The following is a 16,428-nucleotide window of genomic DNA, read 5'->3' on the forward strand; positions in this document are numbered from 1 at the left end:
AGATGTGGTAATGGAGTTATTGAAAGAGTTTACAATTCAGTTTATTGGACTGAAGCTGGGAAAACATCAATTTGAGTACGAAATTGGAAACCAGTTCTTTGAACATTTTGAGTATAACGAGTTTAACAATGCCAATGTAAAAGTTGTTGTTGAGTTAACAAAAAAAAGCACCTTGCTTGAATTACATTTTAAGTTTCAAGGTGTAGTTAATGTTAATTGCGATTTAACTAACGAGCCCTACGACCAAAACATTTCGAACGAATTTAACTTGGTAGTGAAGTTTGGGCATGAGTATAACGACGACGAAACAGATATATTAATTATTCCTCATGGAGAATATGAAATTAATATACAACAATATATCTACGAAATCATTGTCTTATCAGTACCAAGAAAGCGTATTCACCCAGGTGTAGAAGACGGTACTTTAAACTCCGAAATACTAGAAAAACTGGACGAATTAAGTCCAAAACAACAAGAAAATATTGAAAATAAAGAGGACACAGATCCTCGATGGGATAAATTAAAAAAACTATTAACGGATAAATAATTAATATAAAATGGCACATCCTAAGAGAAAAATCTCTAAAACAAGAAGAGATAAAAGAAGAACACATTACAAGGCAGTTGCTCCAGAAATTGCAACGTGTCCTACAACAGGAGAAGCTCACTTATATCACAGAGCTCACTGGCACGAAGGAAAGCTATATTACAGAGGTCAAGTATTAATTGACAACTCTGAGGCAGAAGAAAACGTAGCATAAACTATTATGCACGCATATATTAAAACGCTCATGCTTGAGCGTTTTTTTTATGATTAATTTTTGAATGTCTCAAAAACAACTTAATTTGCGTAATATTTTACTAAAAAAGCTGTAAATTCATATAAAATACTGAATTTCAGCCCCTTTTTTTGGATAACTAATAAATTAGCAATGAGTAAAATCACAGCAGCCATTACAGCTGTAGGCGCTTACGTTCCAGAGTTTGTGTTGTCGAACAAGGTTTTAGAAACCATGGTTGATACTAATGACGAATGGATAACAACCAGAACAGGTATTAAGGAACGTAGAATACTTAAAGAAGAAGGCAAAGGTACTTCTTATCTAGCCATAAAAGCCGCCCAAAATCTTTTAGAAAAAAAACAACTCGATCCTAAAGAAATCGATCTGGTAATTGTTGCCACAGCAACGCCAGATATGCCCGTAGCCTCAACAGCTGTATATGTAGCAAGCCAAATAGGAGCTACAAATGCTTTTGCTTACGATTTGCAAGCAGCATGTTCTAGCTTTTTATACGGGTTATCTACAGCAACAAGTTATATAGAGTCGGGACGATACAAAAAAGTCTTACTAATAGGAGCAGATAAAATGTCTTCTATAATAGACTATACAGATCGTGCAACTTGTATTATTTTTGGAGATGGTGCAGGAGCAACACTACTAGAACCAAACACAGAAGGATTAGGGTTTCAAGACGAATTTTTAAGAAGTGACGGCGCAGGAAGAGAGTTTCTAAAAATAGAAGCAGGAGGATCTATTTTACCTCCAAATGAAGAAACCGTTAAAAACAAACAGCATTTTGTACATCAAGATGGGCGTACAGTGTTTAAATTTGCAGTGTCTAATATGGCAGGCGTTTGCGAAGAAATTATGAAACGAAATAACTTAACACATGAAGATGTGTCATGGTTAGTGCCTCACCAAGCAAACCTTCGTATTATTGATGCTACCGCAAATAGAATGGGACTAGAGGAAGCAAAAGTCTTAAAAAACATTCATAGATACGGAAATACAACCTCTGCAACATTACCTTTATTATTAAGCGATTTTGAAGGACAATTAAAAAAAGGCGATAATTTAATATTTGCTGCTTTTGGTGGCGGATTTACTTGGGGATCTATTTATTTAAAATGGGCCTATAATTCATAAATCAACTAACAACGATAAACTAAATTAATACCTAATAATCATGGAATTAAAAGACATTCAAAACTTAATTAAGTTTGTAGCCAAATCTGGTGCAAGCGAGGTTAAATTAGAAACAGATGATGTAAAGATTACCATAAGAACAGGAAGCGACGATAAAGAAACAACAACTTACGTACAGCAAATTCCTGTTAACGCACCAGTTGCTCAAGCGCCAATGCCCGCTGCACCGCAACAGCCAGTACAACAAGCTGCTGCACCAGTTGCTGAAGCGCCTGCTGCTAAAGAAGACGATTCTAAATACATAACAATAAAGTCCCCAATAATAGGAACATTTTATAGAAAACCATCTCCAGACAAACCTACGTTTGTAGAAGTTGGTTCAACTATAAAAGAAGGCGATGTACTTTGTATTATTGAAGCCATGAAGTTATTTAACGAAATAGAATCTGAAGTTTCAGGGAAAATCGTTAAGGTTTTAGTAGACGATTCATCTCCAGTAGAGTTCGATCAACCACTGTTTTTAGTTGATCCATCATAACCTAATTTAAAATTCCAAAAGCAAATCCCAGTTTGTTGGAATTTGGAATTTTTGAGATTTTAAATACAAGACGTTATGTTTAAAAAAATATTAATAGCCAATAGAGGGGAAATAGCCTTACGTGTTATTAGAACCTGTAAAGAAATGGGCATCAAAACGGTGGCTGTTTATTCACTTGCAGATGCAGATAGCTTACATGTTAAATTTGCTGATGAAGCCGTTTGCATAGGACCAGCACCAAGCTCAGAATCTTACTTAAAAATATCCAATATTATAGCCGCGGCAGAAATAACGAATGCCGATGCTATTCACCCAGGATATGGATTTCTTTCTGAAAACGCTAAGTTCTCAAAAATATGCGAAGAGCATAATATTAAGTTTATAGGAGCTTCTGAAGAAATGATTTCTAAAATGGGAGACAAAGCCACAGCAAAAGCTACAATGAAAGCTGCAGGTGTACCATGTGTTCCTGGAAGTGATGGTATTATAGAAGATTACGACGAGTGTGAAAAATTAGCCGAAGAAGTTGGTTATCCTGTAATGCTTAAAGCTACTGCTGGAGGTGGAGGAAAAGGAATGCGCGCCGTATGGAAGAAAGAAGATCTTAAAGATGCGTGGGATTCTGCTAGACAAGAAAGTAAAGCAGCCTTTGGTAATGACGATATGTACATGGAAAAACTTATTGAAGAACCAAGACATATTGAAATTCAAATAGTTGGAGATTCTAATGGAAAGGCCTGTCATTTATCTGAAAGAGATTGTTCAGTACAACGTCGTCATCAAAAATTAACCGAAGAAGTACCTTCTCCTTTTATGACGAAAGCCCTACGTAAAAAAATGGGAGATGCTGCAGTAAAAGCCGCAGAATACATTAAATACGAAGGTGCAGGAACGGTAGAGTTTTTAGTAGATAAGCATAGAAACTTCTATTTTATGGAAATGAATACACGTATTCAAGTAGAACACCCTATTACAGAACAAGTAATCGATTTCGATTTAATACGTGAACAAATTTTAGTAGCAGCAGCTGTGCCAATTTCTGGTAAAAACTACACACCAAATTTACACTCTATAGAATGTAGAATTAATGCTGAAGATCCATTTAACGACTTTAGACCATCTCCTGGAAAAATTACTACGCTGCACGCACCAGGAGGACATGGCGTTAGGTTAGATACGCATGTTTATGCAGGATATATTATTCCGCCTAATTACGACTCCATGATTGCTAAATTAATAACAACGGCACAAACTCGTGAAGAAGCCATTAACAAAATGAAACGAGCTCTTGATGAGTTTGTTATAGAAGGTATAAAAACAACCATACCTTTTCATAGGCAGTTAATGGATCATCCAGACTACTTAGCAGGAAATTACACCACTAAGTTTATGGAAGACTTTAAAATGCAAGTGCCAGAAGAATAAATTAAAAAGCCCGGAATTTTCCGGGCTTTATTTTATAACTATTGTTTCATTTATTTCTTTTAATACTTGAGGAACTTCATTACATGTAAAGTTAAGATTAAGGTTGTATGTATTGTTACTTAATTTATTAATTAATAAATGGCCTTCTGTTATTTCGTAATAGCCCGTTTTCCCTTTACAAAAGCACAATCTAGCAAATAATAACTTTACTTCTTTTAACTGTTTATTTTTAAGATTAACCTCAAGATTATTATAAGGTAATTCCAAAAAAATTATTTCTTGATAATGACTATCTTGAGTATTTGAAATTTTATTCCTGGTATAATCCATTTTTATAATAACATTTTCACCTTTACTTATTTCAGGATATAAAGCCCCAGTGCCATCATACTTTAATTCAAGATGGCTTTGTTGTAAAACATTTAATGTACATATACCATTTTCGGGACAGTAATTGTTAAATGGTGTTTTTTTATTTTTTACAGCATGCTCTTGTTTATTAGAGCAGCAAAATAATGTAAAGGATAGAGCTATAAAAAATATGCTTTTCATAATTAAAATGACATTATTTATTTTCAATTGTTGTTAAAGTTTTGCAATAATGTAATTAAGGTAGTAATTTTATCAATTAATTAAAAAAATCAGATTATGAAAAAAAATTACAACAAATGGACTATTTTGTTGATTTTAATGCTTTTTTCCATAAATATTTATGCACAAAATAAATCATTTTGGACAAAAATAGATAAGTCAAAGATAAGCCAAGAAAATCTAGTTCTAAGAAAATCAGAACCCCAAAAAAGTACTTTTTACCAATTAGATATCACATCTTTAAAACAAGCATTAAGTTTAGCTCCAGAAAGAAGAAACTTTACAGGTGAGTCTAGTGTTATTATTAACTTTCCTAGTGCAAATGGTAAAATAGAAAGTTTTAGAGTTATGGAGGCATCAATAATGGCTCCAGAACTTCAAGAAAGATTTCCTAACATTAAATCTTATGTAGGTACAAGCTTAAATGACCCTTCAAAGCTAATAAGGTTTAGTATTACGCCTCAAGGACTTCACACCATGACATTGTCTAGTGAGGGTATGCAACTAATAGATCCTTATGGAGAAAATAACACTTATATATCATATTTAAAGGCAGATTTACCTATTTTAGATAATGGATTTATTTGTGGTGTTGAAGATGTAGACACAGAGTTAGAAAGAAATTCGAATTCAAGCACAGAATCTTACAGAAATGCTGATGATGGAACAATGAGAGAGTTTCGTTTAGCTCTTGCTAGCACTGTAGAATATAGTGCTTTTCATTGGCAAGCTGCAGGGTTAACAGCACTATCTCCTGAAAGCGAAAAAAAAGCAGCTGTATTAGCAGCTATGGTTGTAACTATGACTAGAGTGAATGGTATTTATGAAAGAGATTTATCTATAACTATGACTTTAGTTCCAAATAACGTAGATGTTATATTCATCGCTTTCGACTCATTTTCTAATGACAATGCTTCTGCATTAATTGATCAAAGCCAAACAGTAATAGATGCAAACATTGGTAGTGGAAATTATGATATAGGTCATACATTTAGTACTGGCGGAGGTGGCTTAGCTCAGTTAAACTCACCATGTACATCCTCCAAAGCACGAGGTATAACAGGATCACCATCACCTGTTGGAGATGCTTATGATATAGATTATGTAGCTCATGAAATGGGGCACCAATTTGGAGCACCACATACGTTTAATGGAGATGCAGCAAACTGTGCGGCACCAAACAGAGCAGCTTCTAATGCATATGAACCAGGAAGTGGGAGTACTATTATGGCTTATGCGGGAATTTGTCCTCCTCAAAATGTGCAAACTAATAGTGATGCTTATTTTCACCAAAAAAGTTTACAAATGATATGGGATAACATTACTATAGGTGCTAGCCAATGTGCTGCTACCACATTTACAGGAAATACTGTACCAACAGTAGATGCAGGGGTAAATTACACAATTCCTATTTCTACGCCTTATATGTTAACTGCTGAATCTACTGATGCTGATGGAACAGGTTCTCATACTTATACTTGGGAACAATATGATTTAGGTCCTGCTGGAGTGCCTACAACTACACTAACATCAGGTCCTTTAGTAAGGTCTATGACAGGAACTACTAACCCAACAAGATATATTCCCAACATACCTGACTTGATTGAAACGGGAGGTTCTACAGAGTGGGAAGTTTTATCTTCTGTGTCAAGAGATATTAATTTTAGAGTAACTGTTAGAGATAATGACCCTAGAGGAGGTCAAACAGCAACAGATATTATGACTTTAACAACAGCAACAGATGCTGGTCCTTTTATTGTCACTTCTCAAAATACTATTACAACCTGGTCACAAGGAAATACAGAAACAATTACTTGGGATGTAGCAGGAACCAATACAGGCTCAGTAAACACACCAAATGTTGATATTTTATTATCAATAAACGGTGGTCAAACTTTTGATGAAGTTTTAGCTACAAATGTTCCTAATGATGGTTCTCATGACATAACTGTACCAGATTTATTAGCAGATAATTGTTTGGTGATGGTTAAAGGGTCTAACAATGTCTTCTTTAATATCAATTCAGCAAGAATAGCTATAGGATATAATCTTACAAGTGGAGAAGAATGTAATACATATGTATTTGATTTAAATGAAACCTTGCCAACAAATGCAACAGCATTTGAACTTATAGAGGTTGAAGTGCCAGATGAAGGAGCAATATCAGATGTTAATGTGAAATACGATATTTCAACATCATCTTTGGGAGATTTACACATGGCTGTTATAAGTGCAGAAGGTACAAGAGCATATCTTTACCCTGCTGGTCCTTGTTCAACAGGATCTAATATGCAGGTTACTTGGGATCATGAATCTACACAATCTGTAGCAGATTTTTGTGGAAACAATCCTGTAACTGGAGTGGCTATGCCTGTAGTAACAACAGAACCAGAGCCATTAAATGCGATATATGGTCAAGAAATGAATGGCACATGGATAGTAATGGCAGCAAATTTAGGAGGAACAAATATGGTATTTAATACGGCAGAGCTAGAAATTTGTAAATCTGGTACAGCTGCTGTTCTAGCGCCAACTAGAGTAACACAAGATACAGTTGAGGTTGAAGTATTATCATCTGCAACAATTGACGATACCCATCTCGTTGTAACAAGTCCAAATACTGGAAATACTGCAGATATAGTTTACACATTAACTGTATTACCTTTTGAAGGCACCCTTTATCTTAATGGAATACCTCTAGGCATTAATGATACATTTACACAAGCCGATGTAGACGCAGGTAATGTTACTTACACAACAACAGCTTCAAATGATGCTGTTGATGGATTTAGAGTTGATGTAGATGATAGTAATGGTGGAACGCTTCCAAATTTACTTGTTAATATTGCTATTGTAGAGAATTTAAGTACAGATGAATTTAATTTTGAAGTATTTAATGTTTATCCAAACCCATCTCAAGGATCTTTTACGGTACAATTAAGTACAATGGACAATGTGAGTCTTAGCATGATAGATATAAGAGGAAGAGTTGTTTATAATGAAAATTTTAACAACAATAATAATACATTTATCCAACAAGTAAATGTGGGTGAAATAGCTTCAGGTATTTATTTACTTCAGGTTGAAGCAGAAGGACGCAAGTCTACCAAAAAACTCATTATCAAATAGATAATTTTAAACTATAATTATAAGAGCTCCTGGTTTTCAGGAGCTTTTTTTATTTTTATAAAAAAATTATGAACTTCTCATATTGGGAAAATACATCCTGGTTTTCAAATATTGATTTTACTATTATTGGTAGTGGTATTGTTGGTTTAAACTGTGCTATTTCACTAAAAGAAACCTACCCAAAAGCTAAAGTGCTTGTTTTAGAAAGAGGAATCTTGCCTCAAGGTGCTAGTACAAAAAATGCAGGATTTGCATGTTTTGGAAGCTTAAGTGAAATATTAGACGATTTATCATGTATGAAGAAAATAGATGTAGTAAATCTTGTTGAAAAGCGCCATAGAGGCTTAAAACTTTTAAGAAAACGCCTTACAGATAAAGCAATTGCTTATAAGGATTATGGAGGTTATGAATTATTTGCAAAAAACGATAAACTATTTAATGCCTGTTATTCTAAATTAGAAGAGGTTAACCAACTATTACATCCTATTTTTAAAGGAAATGTTTTTAAAGTACTCCAAGACAAGAACAAGTTTCAAGGTATAAATAAGAATGTTATATATAATGCTTTTGAGGGACAAATAGATACAGGAAAAATGATGTCAGCCTTATTAAAAAAAGCACATTTAAAAGGTATTCTAGTATTAAATAATATAGAAGTAACTAAATTTATAGAAGGTAACGACAAAGTTTATGTAAATACGAAAGTATTTAAATTTTCTACAAGTAAACTATTTATAGCTACAAATGGCTTTGCTTCAAAGCTAATAAACGAGCAAGTAAAACCAGCAAGAGCTCAAGTATTGATAACTAAACCTATAAAAAATCTTCACATAAAAGGAGCGTTTCATTTAGATAAAGGTTTCTATTATTTTAGAAATATTGATAATAGAATACTACTTGGTGGCGGAAGAAATTTAGATTTTGAGCAAGAAGAAACGTTTAAATTTGGTCAAACAAGACTTGTAGAACATAAACTTAAAGAGCTTTTAAAAACTGTTATTCTGCCAAATACAGCCCATGAAGTTGATTATTTTTGGTCTGGAATTATGGGGGTTGGTTCTTCAAAGAAGGTAGTTGTTAAACAGGTTTCAAATAATGTCTTTTGTGGTGTAAGGCTTGGTGGGATGGGTGTTTCCATAGGAAGTTTAATAGGAGAGGAGTTAGCTAAGTTTGCATAGTGGCTAATCGATTTTTAAAAAAACATTTACTCCTTCTTGTAACGCTGTATCATAATGAAAGAAAATAGAAGAACCATTTCTCATTCCCTCAATTAAATAATAACTGCCTTTAAAATAAGACCGTTTTACCATAATCTCTATATCCGATTGTTTTGTTACTGTTAATTGGTTGGCGTAAACTAATTGTCCATTAATACTATTATGTTCACCAAAAAAAGAAGCAACCAGGGGTATGTTAGGACTTTTATAAAGGTTTTCAACGGTATCTTTAAAGGCGACCTTTTGATCTTGTAAAACAAGAACCTTATCAGCAAATCCTAAGACATCATTTTTATCGTGAGTAGCAACCAAACAGGTAATATTTTCTTGCTTTAAGAAATTAAAAACATTACGTCTTAAACTACGTTTTTTAAAACTATCTATGTGGCTAAAGGGTTCGTCTAGTAATATAATTTCAGGAGCCTTAGCTAAGGCTCTAGCAAGTGCTACACGCTGTTTTTGTCCGCCGCTAAGGGTTTTTACTTTTACGTTCTTAAAATCGCTTAATTCAACAATCTCTAAAAGTTCATTAACGCGATCTTTTTTTCTTTCAGGGAAGAAGTTGGAAAGGTGTTTACCTACATTCTCTTCTACTGAAGTAAAAGGCATTAAATCGAATTCTTGGGTAACATGTTTTATAAAATCATAACCAACTACCAAGTTAAATTTTGGACCAAGAATAGGTTGATTATTCCATGAAATATGGCCGCTGTTTAAATCGTATTCACCATAAATAAGTTTTAATAAAGTGCTTTTTCCAGAACCACTTTCGCCAATAATAGCAATATTCTCACCTTTTTTTGCCTTAAAACTAACATGATTTAAAATGGTGGATTTATTATACGAAAAAACAATATTTTGAACATCAAGCATGGACGAAAAATAAAAAAACCGCTTGAAATTCAAGCGGCTTTTTTGTTTATTTCTTCACAAATTTTCGTGTCATAGTTTTTCCGTTTTTTTCAAGCCTTAAAATATAGAGACCAGTTGATAGGTTTGAAACATCTAAGTGATTTTGCTCTAATCGTTCGTTTTGAACAATTTTACCATTAATATCAAAAACTGTGGCTATTTTATTTACGACCTCTCCATCAGTTTTAAAGTAAATGGTGTTTTTAACGGGGTTTGGATAGATGTTTAAATCTGTTAGTGTTTCATCTTCAATAGATAAAGAGTTCCCTTCTACAAAAACATTTAAGGTATTAATATCTACATCTGTAAACACATCAACAGTTCCTGAAGGCCAATAAATGGTTACATTATTTATGGTAGTTTCTGTACCAAGTCCAAAATGTGTATTTAGCGAACTCATAAACTCAAAACCTTCGCCACTTCTTACATCTCTAATTTGAACACCAGAATTTGTATGTAGTTCTATTCTAGCACCTATACCATTAAGGTTACTAGCCGTTCCAACGGTTTTAATTTTTATATAATTGTTTCCGTTTCCGCCATTATTTAAGTAAAGCGAACCTCTAAAGACATCTAAAAAACCATCATCATTGGCATCACCAATGGCACCACTTGGTGGCATATCTGTTTGGTGTATTGTAAAAGAGTTGTCACCATCGTTTAGTAAAATCTGTCCATTACTAAGAATATCTACATATCCATCATTATTAAAATCACCTGGAGCATTTTCTATACCATAAGGAGCGCTGCCTACACCAGCATTTGCTGTGGCATCAGTAAATGTGCCATCACCATTATTAATCATAAATTTGTGGGATCCATCAGCAGCAGAACTAGCACCAACATAAACATCCATATCACCATCGTTGTCATAATCTGCCCAAGCAGAAGACCATGTTTGTACTGGGTCTCCAAGGTTAGAACTGTTGTTATGACCTTGTTCTGGATAATTGCTTTGGTAGTAACCTAAATCTGCAACATTGGTGAAAACGCCATTACCATCGTTACGCCATAATTCGTTAATTTTATGAGTAATGTCTCCACCACGGCATTTAGCAATAAACATATCAATGTCTCGGTCGTTATCAAAATCTATCCAAACAGTACCATAATTTCCACCGCTGTTGTGTGTGCCAAGTCCGTTAGGTATGGCGGTAGATGCGCCTTGATAAAAGGTAACATTGCCACTACCATCATTTATAAAATAAACATTTTGATCTATATCATGACATACAAAAGCATCTAGATTACCATCGTTATTAATATCGACAAAATTTGAACGTTGTGAAAACACATAACTAGTAGTAGCATAACTTTCTGAATACGCACTACCATCACTATTAGCTGTTATTATTGAAACACCATTACCGCCACCAAAAACTAAATCGTTATATCCATTGGCATCTAAATCACCTGCTGCAATACTCCAAGTTGGGCCATTATCAGCACTTATTGTGTGCGATTGATATAAAAACCCTGTGTCTGTTTGATAATTAATATCAACACTTGAAGAAGACGCTCTTACTAAGTCGTCAAAACCGTCATTGTTCATATCTACAAAAGCATAAGAAGACCCACCAGTCATTGAAACACCTGGGTCTTCAATAAAAACAAACTCACCTGGTTCTGGTGGTGGGACTTGAGACCCTTCTGTTAGCATAAATTCAAAACCACTAGCACTCCATCTATCATCAAAAGCAATATAGTATGTTGTCCCGGAAGTGGCATTAAATTCTAGGTAAGATAAATACCCATTGCCAATATCACCGCTATCATCATCACCAGCAACACAAGTTAATGATCCGCAGTTTCCAGTATAGACGTGCATGCGTGTATCTCCTCCAGAGTTTACTGCTAAATCGGTAGTTAAGGTATAAGTTGTAGAAACTGATGGCTGGAAGATATACCAATAACCACCTGTAGTATTGGTTGTTCCATTACCTGCACAAACAGGTGTAGGTATTTCTGTTCCTATAATCCCAGGAACAGTCACCGTATTGGTGTCATGAGCCGAAACAGATATAGCTTCGTTACAAGTATATCCTGCTTGAGCATTAGCAAAACAAGTTGCTAATATAGCAAGGATAAAAAGTAGTTGTTTTTTCATAATTATTATAGTTTAGTTGCAATTAGTATTTAAACTGGCTATCCAGTTTTCTATTAAAGTGACACCTTCTTGGTGTACTAATGTTCTTCCTAAAAGGGGCATTCTTACAGACTCATCGGTAGCACTAATGCGATAATGCATTACAGATCTACCTGGGTTTCCTGGAGTTACAATATGCGTTAAACCAACGCCTAAGTCGGTGTCGGGTTCTATGCAAACACCTTGGTTTGTTGAGTTTTCTGAAGATTCAAAATCGAAACGTACAGGGCGATATGCACAATGTGCTTGTTCTGAATGGCAATGCGCACAATTAATATCTAAATAAGCTCGAGCTCTTAACTCCAAAGAAACATTGGTGTCTTCCCAACTAGGCATAGCGTTGATGTCTTCTGAAGAAATATTGTTTAGATATCCAAATTCCTGCCATTTTTGGATTTGGTTTTTTACCCCATCGGAATAGGTGTAGCTCGTATTTAAATTTCTTGGTTTTGGCCCAATTGGAATAGAAACTTCTCCATATTTATGACAGGTGTGGCATTCTGCACCAGATGGTACTCTGTAATTTACAGTATTAAGGTTTCCAGACTCATCATTCCATTGAAAGTTTTGAAAGCTACCATCTAAATCAAGAAAAGCTTCATCCTGTTCCTCATTCCAGACATAATTGGCAAAAACCCATTCGCTAGGTTTTTTTATCATTAAACGTGTTTCTATAATTTTTTTAGTATTTCCTGGAAGTACGTTATTGTAATAGAAGTTTTTAATTAAAATAGCTCCTTCTGGAAAATCTAGTATCTCTCCGTCGGAAATATAGTTTGCAGAAGCATTTTCGGGCATCCATACAAACCGTTGTTTTTTAGCATAATCGCTAAATAACGGATTAATTAAATTATATGGTATAACACCATAAACAGGTTGAAGGTTGGATATGTCGCCTTCAAAAAAATGATAATCGGAAAGATTTTGATAAGGGACATTATCTATATCAAAAACCACAGGAGATGTTTGCCCGTTCTCGGGTTTTTCAATATAATCGTTACTATCAGAGGAACACGAAAAAAATAACGCTATCCCAAGAATAAAGGGGGTGAAAATATACTTTTTTAACATGAAATTTATAACCCTAGTAAATTAAGGGTTATAAATTTATTAAAAAAGCGTTAAATCGAGCGTTTTTATGAGAAAATATTTATATAAGCCCTTGTTTTTTTAAGAACTCGGCAATTTGCACAGTATTTGTAGCAGCCCCTTTTCTTAAATTATCGGCAACAATCCACATATTTAATGTGTTAGGTAGCGATTCGTCTCGTCTTAATCGCCCAACAAAAACATCGTCTTTTCCATGAGCATGAATAGCCATTGGATATGTATTAGAGCTAGGGTTGTCTTGTAGGATAATACCTTTTGTTTGTGATAAAATGTGTTTTATGTCTTCTATATTATAATCGTTTTCAAACTGAACATTTACAGATTCGCTATGTCCGCCAGAGGTTGGTATTCTAACAGCTGTAGCTGTTACAGCAATCGTTTTGTCGTTTAAAATTTTTTGTGTTTCACGAACTAGTTTCATTTCCTCTTTAGTATAGCCATTGTTTTCAAAAACATCGCAATGTGGTATGGCATTACGGTGTATTTGGTATGGATAGGCTATATCTCCTTTAATACCTTGCATTTCATTATCTAGTTGCTGAACTGCTTTTACACCTGTTCCAGAAACAGATTGATAGGTTGATACAACAATACGTTTAATGGTATATTTTTCATGTAAAGGTGCTAAAGCCATAACCATTTGTATCGTAGAGCAATTGGGATTGGCTATTATTTTATCGTCTGTTGTTAATGTATTAGCATTAATTTCTGGAACAATTAATTTTTTAGTTTGATCCATTCTCCAAGCTGAAGAATTATCGATAACAGTCGTGCCAACTTCGGCAAATTTCGGTGCCCACTCTAAAGAGGTGCTTCCGCCAGCTGAAAATAAAGCGATATCTGGCTTTAGGCTAACAGCCGTTGAAAGTCCAATAACAGAGTAGTCTTTATCTTTAAATGTAATTGTTTTACCGACACTTTTTTCTGATGCTACGGGAATTAGCTCGCTAACTGGAAAGTCTCTTTCTTCCAAGACTTTTAACATAACTTCGCCTACCATACCTGTGGCGCCAACAACTGCTACTTTCATGATTTTTTAATTTGAATTTTAAGGCAAAACTAAGTATTAATTCGATTTTATAATATGAAAAAAGCCCTTGTTTTTGGTTAACAAGGGCTTTTTAACAAGAAATTTTGATATGTTATATTTTTAACTGTCTGTTATTTTTTTAACAAATCACGTATTTCAGATAATAATTCGTTATCGGTTGGCCCTTTAGGAGCTTCTGGAGCAGGTTCTTCTTTTTTCTTCATTTTATTAGCGCCTTTTACAACCATAAACATAACAAAAGCAACAATAATAAAATCGATAACGTTTGTAAGGAAAGCACCCCAATGTACAGCAACTTCACCTTCTACAACACCTTCGGCATTAGCAACACCTTCTGTGATGATATATTTTAACTCTTTGAAGTCTGAATTGAATATTAAACCAATTAATGGTGAAACAATTCCACCGGTGAAAGAGGTAACAACTTTGTTAAATGCTGCACCCATTACAAAACCAACAGCAATGTCGATTAAATTGCCTTTCATGGCAAATGCTTTAAATTCTTTTAACATGATTATTGTTTTATAGTTAGTATAAATCTAAAATAGGTATTTTTCTTAAATCATGGAGCTTATTCTATAAAAACTCGTTTTATTCGTTTTGAAATACTGGTTATAACTTCGTAAGAAATGGTTTCTGTAGTTTGCCCAAAATCTTCGGCTGTGTAACTTTTATCAAATAGAATAACGCTATCACCTTCTTGGCAATCAATATGAGTAATATCAACCATGATCATATCCATACATACATTTCCTATAATGTAAGCTTTCTTACCATTTATAAGAACATAACCTTTACCGTGGCCGTATTGTCTTCCAATACCATCGGCATGACCAATGGGCAATGTGGCTGTTTTTGTGGTTTTTTGTGCAATAAAGCCTCTGTTATAGCCTAAACTTTCACCAGGTTTTAAGGTATGAATTTGAGATATTAAGGTTTTTAGACTTCCAATGGGTAAAAAATGTTTGTTTTCTTTAGTCGAGTTACCAAAGCCATATAAACCAATACCGCTCCTTACCATATCAAAATGGGCTTCAGGGTAGTTTAAAATACCAGAAGTGTTACAAATATGTCGCCAAGGCATGTGGCCTGTTTTGTTTTTAAAAGTAGAACAGATATTGTTAAAGTTATTTATTTGCGATAGTGTGAATGGTTTTTCGTTTAAATCTTCACTTGCTGCTAAATGTGAAAATAACGATGCTGTTTTTACCGCTTTCGAGGTTTTTAATGTTGAGGCAATTGTTGTAACATCTTCCATATCGAACCCTAAACGGTTAAGACCTGTATTAAATTTAAGGTGAATAGGGTAATTACTCTGGTTAAGATCTGTGGCTACTTGTATAAATTCATCTAAAACAAAATGGCTGTAAAGGCTTGGTTCTAGGCAACGTTCAATTATGGTTTTAAAGTTTACAGATTGAGGGTGTAATACCAAAATGGGTTTAGTTATTCCAGCATCTCTTAGTGCAACACCTTCGCTAGTATAAGCTACAGCAAAGTAATCAACACCTAAATCTTGCAGTTTTTTTGCCACAGCTTGTGCATCGTTACCATAAGCAAATGCTTTAACAACAGCTAAGAATTTTGTATTAGGCTGTAGTTTTGATTTTAAATAATTGTAATTGTGTTCTAACGCATTAAAATCAATAAATAAAGTAGTTTCCCTTATTTTATTATTTGGTATCATTATTAGTTTGTTCAGGAGACAGATCTTCGGCATCATTCACATTCATATTTCTTACTTTATCGCGTTGTAATGATTTAAAAAAAGCGGCACGACTTAAAGGTTCGTATTCGTCAACTTCACCAAGTAAAACCAAATCATCGCTTTTAGATTTCCTATAGCTGTAATTAGCAAGATTTCCTGTTTTAGTGCAAATAGCATGTACTTTAGTAACATATTCTGCTGTTGCCATTAAATAGGGCATAGGGCCAAAAGGATTACCTTTAAAATCCATGTCTAATCCAGCAACAATAACACGAATACCTTTATTCGCTAAATCGTTACAAACACGTACAATTTCATCATCGAAAAACTGGGCTTCGTCAATTCCTATAACATCGCAACCATCGGCAAGAATAGGAATGTTGGCAGCAGCAGGAACAGGCGTAGATCTAATTTCATTAGAGTCGTGAGACACCACCATATCTTCATCGTACCTTACATCAATAGCTGGTTTAAAGATTTCTACTTTTTGTCTGGCAAATTTTGCACGTTTTAATCTGCGAATTAGCTCTTCGGTTTTACCAGAAAACATAGATCCGCAAATAACTTCTATCCAGCCAAATTGTTCTTTATGATTTACTGTGTTTTCGAGAAACATTTTGTAATTTTAGCACTAAAGCCCGTTGATATTCGTTTTTTGTATAAAGGTGGC

At 34.3% G+C, this 16,428-nt stretch carries 15 protein-coding genes; 7 read left to right on the plus strand and 8 right to left on the minus strand.

Going from position 1 to position 16,428, the window contains the following annotated elements; genetic code table 11:
• The first annotated feature begins 10 nt into the window (after positions 1 to 10).
• From EJA19_RS01500 to accC, 5 genes are all read left to right on the plus strand, one after another.
• A complete protein-coding gene (locus EJA19_RS01500; RefSeq protein ID WP_125466571.1) occupies positions 11 to 550 on the plus strand; it encodes a YceD family protein in 540 nt (179 codons plus the stop codon).
• A gap of 10 nt (positions 551 to 560) precedes the next feature.
• Complete coding sequence (rpmF, locus tag EJA19_RS01505; RefSeq protein ID WP_036120317.1) at positions 561 to 764, plus strand: 50S ribosomal protein L32; 204 nt, start codon at positions 561 to 563, stop codon at positions 762 to 764.
• Between the two features lie 171 nt (positions 765 to 935).
• Complete coding sequence (locus tag EJA19_RS01510; RefSeq protein ID WP_125466572.1) at positions 936 to 1,931, plus strand: beta-ketoacyl-ACP synthase III; 996 nt, start codon at positions 936 to 938, stop codon at positions 1,929 to 1,931.
• A 40-nt stretch (positions 1,932 to 1,971) separates the two neighbouring features.
• Positions 1,972 to 2,469 carry an acetyl-CoA carboxylase biotin carboxyl carrier protein gene (gene accB / locus EJA19_RS01515; RefSeq protein ID WP_125466573.1) on the plus strand — a complete coding sequence of 166 codons (498 nt, stop codon included), beginning with the start codon at positions 1,972 to 1,974 and terminating at the stop codon, positions 2,467 to 2,469.
• A gap of 75 nt (positions 2,470 to 2,544) precedes the next feature.
• Positions 2,545 to 3,894 carry an acetyl-CoA carboxylase biotin carboxylase subunit gene (gene accC / locus EJA19_RS01520; protein WP_125466574.1) on the plus strand — a complete coding sequence of 450 codons (1,350 nt, stop codon included), beginning with the start codon at positions 2,545 to 2,547 and terminating at the stop codon, positions 3,892 to 3,894.
• A 27-nt stretch (positions 3,895 to 3,921) separates the two neighbouring features.
• Here the strand turns inward: accC and EJA19_RS01525 are convergent, their stop codons facing one another.
• A complete protein-coding gene (locus EJA19_RS01525) occupies positions 3,922 to 4,473 on the minus strand; it encodes a hypothetical protein (protein WP_125466575.1) in 552 nt (183 codons plus the stop codon).
• A gap of 69 nt (positions 4,474 to 4,542) precedes the next feature.
• Between EJA19_RS01525 and EJA19_RS01530 the strand changes: the two genes are divergently transcribed.
• The gene (locus tag EJA19_RS01530; protein ID WP_125466576.1) at positions 4,543 to 7,614 is read left to right on the plus strand and encodes a reprolysin-like metallopeptidase; all 3,072 of its coding nucleotides are present in this window, start codon (positions 4,543 to 4,545) and stop codon (positions 7,612 to 7,614) included.
• A gap of 68 nt (positions 7,615 to 7,682) precedes the next feature.
• Positions 7,683 to 8,792, plus strand: a complete 1,110-nt coding sequence (locus EJA19_RS01535; RefSeq protein ID WP_125466577.1) for an NAD(P)/FAD-dependent oxidoreductase — start codon at positions 7,683 to 7,685, stop codon at positions 8,790 to 8,792.
• A 3-nt stretch (positions 8,793 to 8,795) separates the two neighbouring features.
• Here EJA19_RS01535 and EJA19_RS01540 read toward each other — a convergent pair whose 3' ends face one another.
• The 7 genes from EJA19_RS01540 to EJA19_RS01570 form a co-directional block, all read right to left on the minus strand.
• Positions 8,796 to 9,704: an ABC transporter ATP-binding protein gene (locus EJA19_RS01540; protein WP_125466578.1), complete on the minus strand. Its 909-nt coding sequence runs from the start codon at positions 9,702 to 9,704 to the stop codon at positions 8,796 to 8,798.
• A 46-nt stretch (positions 9,705 to 9,750) separates the two neighbouring features.
• Positions 9,751 to 11,850, minus strand: a complete 2,100-nt coding sequence (locus tag EJA19_RS01545) for an FG-GAP-like repeat-containing protein (RefSeq protein ID WP_125466579.1) — start codon at positions 11,848 to 11,850, stop codon at positions 9,751 to 9,753.
• Positions 11,851 to 11,862: 12 nt separating this feature from the next.
• Entirely contained in the window at positions 11,863 to 12,960 is a 1,098-nt protein-coding gene (locus EJA19_RS01550) for a hypothetical protein (RefSeq protein ID WP_125466580.1), read from the minus strand.
• A gap of 79 nt (positions 12,961 to 13,039) precedes the next feature.
• Positions 13,040 to 14,029: an aspartate-semialdehyde dehydrogenase gene (locus tag EJA19_RS01555; protein WP_125466581.1), complete on the minus strand. Its 990-nt coding sequence runs from the start codon at positions 14,027 to 14,029 to the stop codon at positions 13,040 to 13,042.
• A gap of 131 nt (positions 14,030 to 14,160) precedes the next feature.
• Entirely contained in the window at positions 14,161 to 14,562 is a 402-nt protein-coding gene (mscL, locus tag EJA19_RS01560; RefSeq protein WP_125466582.1) for a large-conductance mechanosensitive channel protein MscL, read from the minus strand.
• A 59-nt stretch (positions 14,563 to 14,621) separates the two neighbouring features.
• Complete coding sequence (gene alr / locus EJA19_RS01565; RefSeq protein ID WP_125466583.1) at positions 14,622 to 15,737, minus strand: alanine racemase; 1,116 nt, start codon at positions 15,735 to 15,737, stop codon at positions 14,622 to 14,624.
• Entirely contained in the window at positions 15,724 to 16,374 is a 651-nt protein-coding gene (locus EJA19_RS01570) for a thymidine kinase (RefSeq protein WP_125466584.1), read from the minus strand. Before EJA19_RS01570 ends, alr begins: the two co-directional genes overlap by 14 nt.
• Between the last annotated feature and the right edge of the window lie 54 nt (positions 16,375 to 16,428).

The sequence above is a fragment of the Mangrovimonas spongiae genome (assembly GCF_003944795.1).
GTDB lineage: Bacteria > Bacteroidota > Bacteroidia > Flavobacteriales > Flavobacteriaceae > Mangrovimonas > Mangrovimonas spongiae.

Coding starts and splice junctions, on each gene's coding strand:
- EJA19_RS01500 (WP_125466571.1), top strand. CDS start 11: ATGGAGTTATTGAAAGAGTTTACAATTCAGTTTATTGGACTGAAGCTG.
- rpmF (WP_036120317.1), top strand. CDS start 561: ATGGCACATCCTAAGAGAAAAATCTCTAAAACAAGAAGAGATAAAAGA.
- EJA19_RS01510 (WP_125466572.1), top strand. CDS start 936: ATGAGTAAAATCACAGCAGCCATTACAGCTGTAGGCGCTTACGTTCCA.
- accB (WP_125466573.1), top strand. CDS start 1,972: ATGGAATTAAAAGACATTCAAAACTTAATTAAGTTTGTAGCCAAATCT.
- accC (WP_125466574.1), top strand. CDS start 2,545: ATGTTTAAAAAAATATTAATAGCCAATAGAGGGGAAATAGCCTTACGT.
- EJA19_RS01530 (WP_125466576.1), top strand. CDS start 4,543: ATGAAAAAAAATTACAACAAATGGACTATTTTGTTGATTTTAATGCTT.
- EJA19_RS01535 (WP_125466577.1), top strand. CDS start 7,683: ATGAACTTCTCATATTGGGAAAATACATCCTGGTTTTCAAATATTGAT.
- EJA19_RS01540 (WP_125466578.1), bottom strand. CDS start 9,704: ATGCTTGATGTTCAAAATATTGTTTTTTCGTATAATAAATCCACCATT.
- EJA19_RS01545 (WP_125466579.1), bottom strand. CDS start 11,850: ATGAAAAAACAACTACTTTTTATCCTTGCTATATTAGCAACTTGTTTT.
- EJA19_RS01550 (WP_125466580.1), bottom strand. CDS start 12,960: ATGTTAAAAAAGTATATTTTCACCCCCTTTATTCTTGGGATAGCGTTA.
- EJA19_RS01555 (WP_125466581.1), bottom strand. CDS start 14,029: ATGAAAGTAGCAGTTGTTGGCGCCACAGGTATGGTAGGCGAAGTTATG.
- mscL (WP_125466582.1), bottom strand. CDS start 14,562: ATGTTAAAAGAATTTAAAGCATTTGCCATGAAAGGCAATTTAATCGAC.
- alr (WP_125466583.1), bottom strand. CDS start 15,737: ATGATACCAAATAATAAAATAAGGGAAACTACTTTATTTATTGATTTT.
- EJA19_RS01570 (WP_125466584.1), bottom strand. CDS start 16,374: ATGTTTCTCGAAAACACAGTAAATCATAAAGAACAATTTGGCTGGATA.